The organism is Arthrobacter sp. 179, assembly GCF_052379645.1.
Lineage (GTDB): Bacteria > Actinomycetota > Actinomycetes > Actinomycetales > Micrococcaceae > Arthrobacter_H.
In genome coordinates this window covers 24,299-30,435 of sequence record NZ_JBQSYU010000029.1, presented here as the reverse complement: position 1 = coordinate 30,435, position 6,137 = coordinate 24,299, and the positions used below count along the sequence as shown (strand labels likewise).

The following is a 6,137-nucleotide window of genomic DNA, read 5'->3' as shown; positions in this document are numbered from 1 at the left end:
GGACAAAGAGCCGAACGGTGTACTCACCTAGTGACTCGGCCAAGGTGTCGATGCCGCTCGGTGGGCACCGCGATCCTCTTTACTTTGCGGCGGTGTTTTTGCGGAATGCCTCGCCCATTTGTCGTACGGCGCGTTTGAGGATGGGCGTCGGCATGGCCAGGTTGAAGCGAAGATAACCCGCACCGTTGTCCCCGAACCCGGCACCGTCTGAACAAGCGACTTCAGCATTTTCGAGAAAGAACTCAGCCGGGTGGTTGCCGAGGTCGAGACTCCGACAGTCGAGCCACGCGAGGTAGGTACCTTCAGGGGCGTGATACCGGACCTCGGGAAGGTGCTCGGCAAGCAGGACAGCCAACTGTTGTCGGTTGTGATCCAGATAAGTGATCACCTCGTCCAGCCAGGGTTTACCCTCGCTGTAGGCGGCAGTCGTCGCCAGGACACCCAGATATCCGACGCCGTGTTCGGCCATGAAGCTCGCCGATGACCAGGTGTGCTGATCAGTACTGTTGCTGAAGATGATCTGTGCGCATTTGAGACCCGACATGTTCCAGGCTTTGGTGGCGGAAGCCACTGTCACCGTGTGTTTGGCGGCTGCTGGTGAGACCGAGGCGTAGGGGACGTGGCGGCTACTCGAGAAGACCAGCGGTGCATGGATTTCATCGGAACAGACTCGTGCACCGTGTTTTTCCACGATCTCGGATAACTCGAGCATCTCGGCCCGTGAGTAGACCTTCCCGATCGGGTTGTGGGGGTTGCAGAAGATCAGGAGGCCCCCGCCCGCGGCGAACGCGGCATCGATTCCCTCCAAGTCGAGCTTCCACTCGTCGGCACCGAAAGTCATGGGGACCTGGATGATGCGGCGATTCAGGCTCGCTGGGATCTTCAGGAACGGCATGTGGGCCGGAGTCGGAAGGACAATCGCCGACCCGGGTGCCGAGTAGTGGGTGATGGCGAGGACGATGCCGGCCAGCACATCCGGGATGGGACGAATATCAGTGGCGGGAACAGTCCAGCCGTAGACGCTCTCGAGCCAGGCCGAGCAGGCACGTGTCATGTCGTCCACGGCGGTCACCGGGGCGTATCCGAGGGCGGCGGATCCCACCGGCTCCTGAAGCGCTGCCTGGACCTCCGGGGCCGTACCGAAATCCATCTCTGCGATGAAGGCGCCGATCGCGTCCGGGTACGTAGTCCACTTCCTGCTTCCAGCGCCTCGTAGTTTGGTCTCCGTCAGACCATCGAAGTAGTCCGCGTGATTCATCTGGGTCCCTCGCTGGTTCGTGGATATCGGCGTAGCTGTGGTTCCCAAGATACACATAAAAGTACGTACATTTAGTGCTGGGAGGACATAGTCAGCACCTTCTTTTTTCGCGCCCTGGTCCGAAAGGGAGCTACAAGCGGTGGTGGACGCCTTTTGTGGGGGTCACGTCGGCAGCTTCGTCGCGGAGGCCTTGTTCAAGGATCCCGCGGGCAGCCAGTGCGTCCCCGGTCTGATGGGCGAAGGCGACGGCCGAAACCACGACCGGGCCCGCCAGCGCAATAGGATTCCGGCCCAGGCCCCGGGCTCGCGCCGCGTCGGACACATCGGCGATGCACCCCAGTACGGCGGGGATGCTGCGCAGCATGAGGCCTACCGCCAGGGCCACCAGCTCCGGGTTGACCCCCACCTTGCGCAGCGGGGAACACGCCCAGGCCATACCATCGATCAGATCGGATTGGTCGGTGGTCAGCAACAGGAGGCGAGCCAGTTGCAGCGCCGCGAACATGCCTCCGACGACCATGAACGCGGTCCACGGGCCGTTCATCCACCATTGGTAGGCCGCGAGCAGGGCGAAGATCCACCACAGCAGCCGCAGTGGGGACGCCCAGGCGGCGAGGACCCGTGCTCCGGCGACCGCATACAGCAGCAGGCCCACCACCAGCAGGGCGGCCGCCGTGGTGGGGGAGCGGAGGAAGACGACGGCGGTTCCTGCCGCGACCAGCACCAGGTACTTCAACCACAGCGGGGCCCGGTGGACCATCGAGGTTCCGGGGATTCGCAGGCCCAGCAAGAGGGCCTGGCCGCGCATCAGGAACCTTCCCTCGACGCGGAAAGCGCCAGCTGTCGGTAGTGCTCGATGGCCTCGCAGGGTGTTCCATCGTGCACGATGTGGCCGCCCTCGACGACCAGGACCCGATCGGCACGGGCGGCGAAGTCCAGGTCATGGGTGGCGTAGATGATCTGCTGATCGAGGGCGAACAGGGTGTCCTGCAGCAGGATGTTGTTGCGTAGATCCAGCAGGGTCGTCGGCTCGTCGGCGACCAGGATGTCCTGTCCCGCAGCCAGCACGCTGGTCAAGGCGACGAGCTGGCGTTCGCCGCCCGAGAGGTCATGGACGCTACGGTCGGCCAGGTGGGCCAGGTCCATGGAATCCAGATGATCCATGGCGACCTGACGACGTCGTACCTTGTTCTTGAGGGTGGGCTTCAGGGACAGTTCCACGTCCTCGCGAACCAGCGGCATGACCAGCTGGGAGAGCGGGTCGCTGAACAGGAAGGCAACGCGTCGGCGCACCGCCGCGACGTCCCGGGCCACATCCTTCCCGTCGACCACGACACGGCCCGTCGACGGGCGGGCCAGCCCGTTGATGAGCCGGAGGAGAGTCGATTTGCCGGATCCGTTGGCGCCGATCACCGCCACTCGGGACTCGCGTAGGTCCAAGCTCACCGGGGCGAGGATGACGGTGTCGTCATCGCTGCCATCGGGGTTCGGGACGCTGAGGCCTGCGGCGTGGAAACTGATCACTTCAATAGCCTAGGCATCGAATTCGCGCCGGGCCATGCGGGGGAACGCCTTGAAGACCATGACGGCCACCAGGGCCGCGATGATGTTCTTGATGATGTCTCCCGGCCAGTACGCCAGGTCGACGACGACTGCCTGCGCCCAGGGGATCTGCCCGTTGATGCTCATTCCGAGGATGCCCAACGGGTGGGTCATCAGGATGGACCCCGCCATCGCGGCGGCGAAGAGCCAGGGCATGCCGGCCGTCCGCTTGCGGCGCAGGATGAACGTGGCCAGGGAGCCGGCCACCAGCGCCGCCAGGGGGAAGGCAAGCAGGTAGCCGGCCGTCGGGCCGGCCAGGACGCCGAGTCCGCCGGTGAATTTCGCGAATACGGGAACACCGGCCAGGCCGACCACCACATAAAGCAGGACACTGACCGAACCGCGGAGGCCGCCGAGGCAGAGGGCCACCAGCGACACCGCCAGGGTCTGCAAGGTGATCGGAACGCCCAAGGGGCCGACCGGGATGGCCGGGACGAGGGTCAGGGCGGCCATCAAGGCGGCGAAGACCGAGATCAAACCCAGGTCACGGGCGCCCCATCTGCTGCGGCGGGCGGACAGCCGAGGGGCGTCGAGATACGAATTCGTCATGCTGCACATAATACTTGATCACTGTTCAAGCCGGTATTTTGGGGTGAGATGGCACTCGTGGGGTGGATCGGCCTTAGGCGGTCATCGCTCGCACGCGTACACTGGAAAGGTTGCGTGACAGCGCATCACATTCCATTTGAGAGGTTCCCATTGATTTCCGTTGCCGACCTTGAGCTCCGTGCCGGCGCTCGACTCCTGATGGAGGGTGTCAACTTCCGCATCGATCAGGGAGACAAGATCGGCTTGGTCGGACGCAACGGCGCCGGCAAGACGACGATGACCCGCGTCCTGGCGGGCGAAGCGGAGCCCACCGGAGGAACGGTGACGCGGAACGGATCCATCGGATACCTTCCGCAGGATCCCCGGACGCCGAACATGGGACAACTGGCCCGCGACCGGATCCTTTCGGCCCGCGGCATGGATGAGATCGTGACCAAGCTGCGCAAGTGCACGGACGAGATGGGCAGCGAGGACGAATCCATCCGCACCAAGGCGATGAACCGGTACGACCGGTTGGACGCAGAGTTCATTTCGCGCGGTGGCTACGCCGCCGAAGCGGAAGCCTCGGCGATCTGCAACAACCTCGCCTTGCCCGAACGGCTCCTCGACCAGACGCTGGACACGCTCTCCGGCGGTCAGCGCCGACGCGTCGAACTGGCACGGATCCTCTACGCCGACGCCCAGACGCTCCTGCTCGACGAACCCACCAACCACCTTGACGCCGACTCGGTGGCCTGGCTGCGCGAGTTCCTGCGCAACCACCAGGGCGGGCTGATGGTCATCTCCCACGACACCGACCTGCTTGAATCGACCGTCAACAAGGTCATCCATCTCGATGCCAACCGCGCGACGATGGACCTCTACAACCTCGGGTGGAAGCGGTACCTCGAGCAGCGGGAAACGGATGAGCGTTCCCGCAAGCGCGAGCGTGCCAGCACCGAGAAGAAGGCCGGCGCCCTGCTGGCCCAGGCCAATAAGATGAAGGCCAGGGCCTCCGGCGCCTCCGCGGCGCAAAGCATGCTCAAGCGCGTGGATCGCCTCATGGGCGGCCTGGAGGAAGCCCGGGCCCAGGAAAAGGTGGCCGCGTTGCGGTTCCCGGAACCGGATCCCTGCGGCAAGACCCCCATGATGGCCAAGAACCTGAGCAAGTCCTACGGCTCCCTGGAGATCTTCATGGACGTGGATCTTGCCATCGACCGCGGCTCCAAGGTGGTCATCCTGGGCTTGAACGGTGCCGGCAAGACGACCCTGCTGCGCATGCTGGCCGGGGTTGCCGAGCCCGATACCGGCGAAGTCATTCCCGGCCACGGACTCAAGGTGGGGTACTACGCCCAGGAGCACGACACCCTCGACGTGGAACGCACGGTGCTGGAAAACATGCGCTCCTCCGCGCCGGATAAGCTCGGCGACGCTGAAGTACGCGGTATCCTCGGCTCCTTCATGTTCAGCGGAGACGACGTCAACAAGCCGGCAGGGGTCCTCTCCGGCGGCGAGAAGACGCGTCTGGCACTGGCCACGATCGTTGCTTCCAGCGCCAACGTGCTGCTCCTCGACGAACCGACCAACAACCTGGACCCGGCCAGCCGCGCCGAGATCCTCAATGCGTTGAGCAACTACAGCGGCGCCGTCGTCATGGTCAGCCACGATGAGGGTGCCGTGGCCGCCCTGAACCCGGAACGGGTGGTCCTCTTGCCCGATGGCGACGAGGACCTGTGGAACGAAGGCTATCTGGACCTGGTCACCCTGGCCTGAGTCACCTTGGCCTCAAGGCCTGCAAGCCCCGCCGGTGAATCCGGCGGGGCTGCTTCCTTTTAAGACCGGCGCGCCCGGCTCACTAGCGTCGGGCCTGGTCCTCGAAGCGGTCGAGGTAGGCGTCCTCGAGCTCTTCGTCGGTGGGCACGTTGCCCTTCCTGCGGGTGGGGCGTTGACGGGGTGCGCGGTAGGCGGAATGGATGACTTCGGTGCCCGCCGCGGCGGCCTCTGCCGCCTCCTGTGCATCCTCGCGATTGAGCCGGGCCTGCTGCCGGGCCGCGTATCCCAAGCCGATGAAGGACAGGACCCCGAAGGCGAACCACTGCAGCGAATAGGACAGGTGGTTGCCCTCATCGATCGAGGGCCGTTCCAAGGCGGTGGGGGTCGTCGCCGGGGCCGGTTGCTCCCGGGCGATCACCCCGTAGGCGCCCGTCGCGATGGGATAGCCCAGATCCTCTTCCAGGGCGGGAAGCTCGACCGAGGCCACCTGCCCTTCGGGGGCCGAGCGGCGGACCGCCGGCTCACCGACCTTCATGCGGGCCGTGATCTGAACCTGGCCCTCCGGCGGGGCAGGGACGCTGTCGGGCCTGCCGGCGGAGTCGTCCCCGATGGGCAGCCAGCCGCGATCGATGACGACCCGGGTTCCTTCATCGGTTTCGAAGGGAACCAGGACCTCATAGCCGGGTTGTCCGTTGGTGGTGCGGTTGCGCACGATGCGCGTATCCCCGGGGAGGTAGCTGCCCTTCATCGTGACCGGGGTCCAGGCCCGGTCCGCCGGAAGCGTGTCGAAGTAGGGGAGCGCCTGCCGGAAATCCAGGGGAGCGGCGTCGTAATTGGCCTTGACCAGGTCGTTGGCGGCCCGGGCTTCATCGAGCCGGTTCATCTGCCATTTGCCCAGCCCCACGCAGGCCGCCGCAAAGACGCAGACCAGCAGCAGCCAGCCAAGCCAGCGGGTGCTGGCCAGGAATCGGTACAC

The 6,137-nt window shown here is 65.2% G+C and carries 6 protein-coding genes; 1 reads left to right on the top strand and 5 read right to left on the bottom strand.

Going from position 1 to position 6,137, the window contains the following annotated elements; all coding sequences use genetic code 11:
• Positions 1–79: 79 nt before the first annotated feature.
• The 4 genes from ACT3UE_RS14330 to ACT3UE_RS14315 form a co-directional block, all read right to left on the bottom strand.
• Positions 80–1,258: a MalY/PatB family protein gene (locus tag ACT3UE_RS14330; protein ID WP_444561445.1), complete on the bottom strand. Its 1,179-nt coding sequence runs from the start codon at positions 1,256–1,258 to the stop codon at positions 80–82.
• Positions 1,259–1,388: 130 nt separating this feature from the next.
• A complete protein-coding gene (locus tag ACT3UE_RS14325; RefSeq protein ID WP_444561444.1) occupies positions 1,389–2,066 on the bottom strand; it encodes a CbiQ family ECF transporter T component in 678 nt (225 codons plus the stop codon).
• Positions 2,066–2,788, bottom strand: coding sequence for an energy-coupling factor ABC transporter ATP-binding protein (locus tag ACT3UE_RS14320; RefSeq protein WP_444561447.1), 723 nt, complete (start codon positions 2,786–2,788; stop codon positions 2,066–2,068). The genes ACT3UE_RS14325 and ACT3UE_RS14320 overlap by 1 nt, the downstream gene beginning before the upstream one ends.
• A 3-nt stretch (positions 2,789–2,791) precedes the next feature.
• Entirely contained in the window at positions 2,792–3,409 is a 618-nt protein-coding gene (locus tag ACT3UE_RS14315; RefSeq protein WP_444561443.1) for a biotin transporter BioY, read from the bottom strand.
• A gap of 150 nt (positions 3,410–3,559) precedes the next feature.
• Here ACT3UE_RS14315 and ACT3UE_RS14310 point away from each other — a divergent pair, with 150 nt between their 5' ends.
• Positions 3,560–5,161: an ABC-F family ATP-binding cassette domain-containing protein gene (locus tag ACT3UE_RS14310; RefSeq protein ID WP_444554701.1), complete on the top strand. Its 1,602-nt coding sequence runs from the start codon at positions 3,560–3,562 to the stop codon at positions 5,159–5,161.
• A gap of 82 nt (positions 5,162–5,243) precedes the next feature.
• Here the strand turns inward: ACT3UE_RS14310 and ACT3UE_RS14305 are convergent, their stop codons facing one another.
• Entirely contained in the window at positions 5,244–6,137 is an 894-nt protein-coding gene (locus ACT3UE_RS14305) for an SURF1 family cytochrome oxidase biogenesis protein (protein ID WP_444561442.1), read from the bottom strand.

What these genes read in the sequence shown, in the direction of transcription:
- ACT3UE_RS14315 (WP_444561443.1), bottom strand. Translation starts at nt 3,409, where the DNA reads ATGACGAATTCGTATCTCGACGCCCCTCGGCTGTCCGCCCGCCGCAGC.
- ACT3UE_RS14330 (WP_444561445.1), bottom strand. Translation starts at nt 1,258, where the DNA reads ATGAATCACGCGGACTACTTCGATGGTCTGACGGAGACCAAACTACGA.
- ACT3UE_RS14325 (WP_444561444.1), bottom strand. Translation starts at nt 2,066, where the DNA reads ATGCGCGGCCAGGCCCTCTTGCTGGGCCTGCGAATCCCCGGAACCTCG.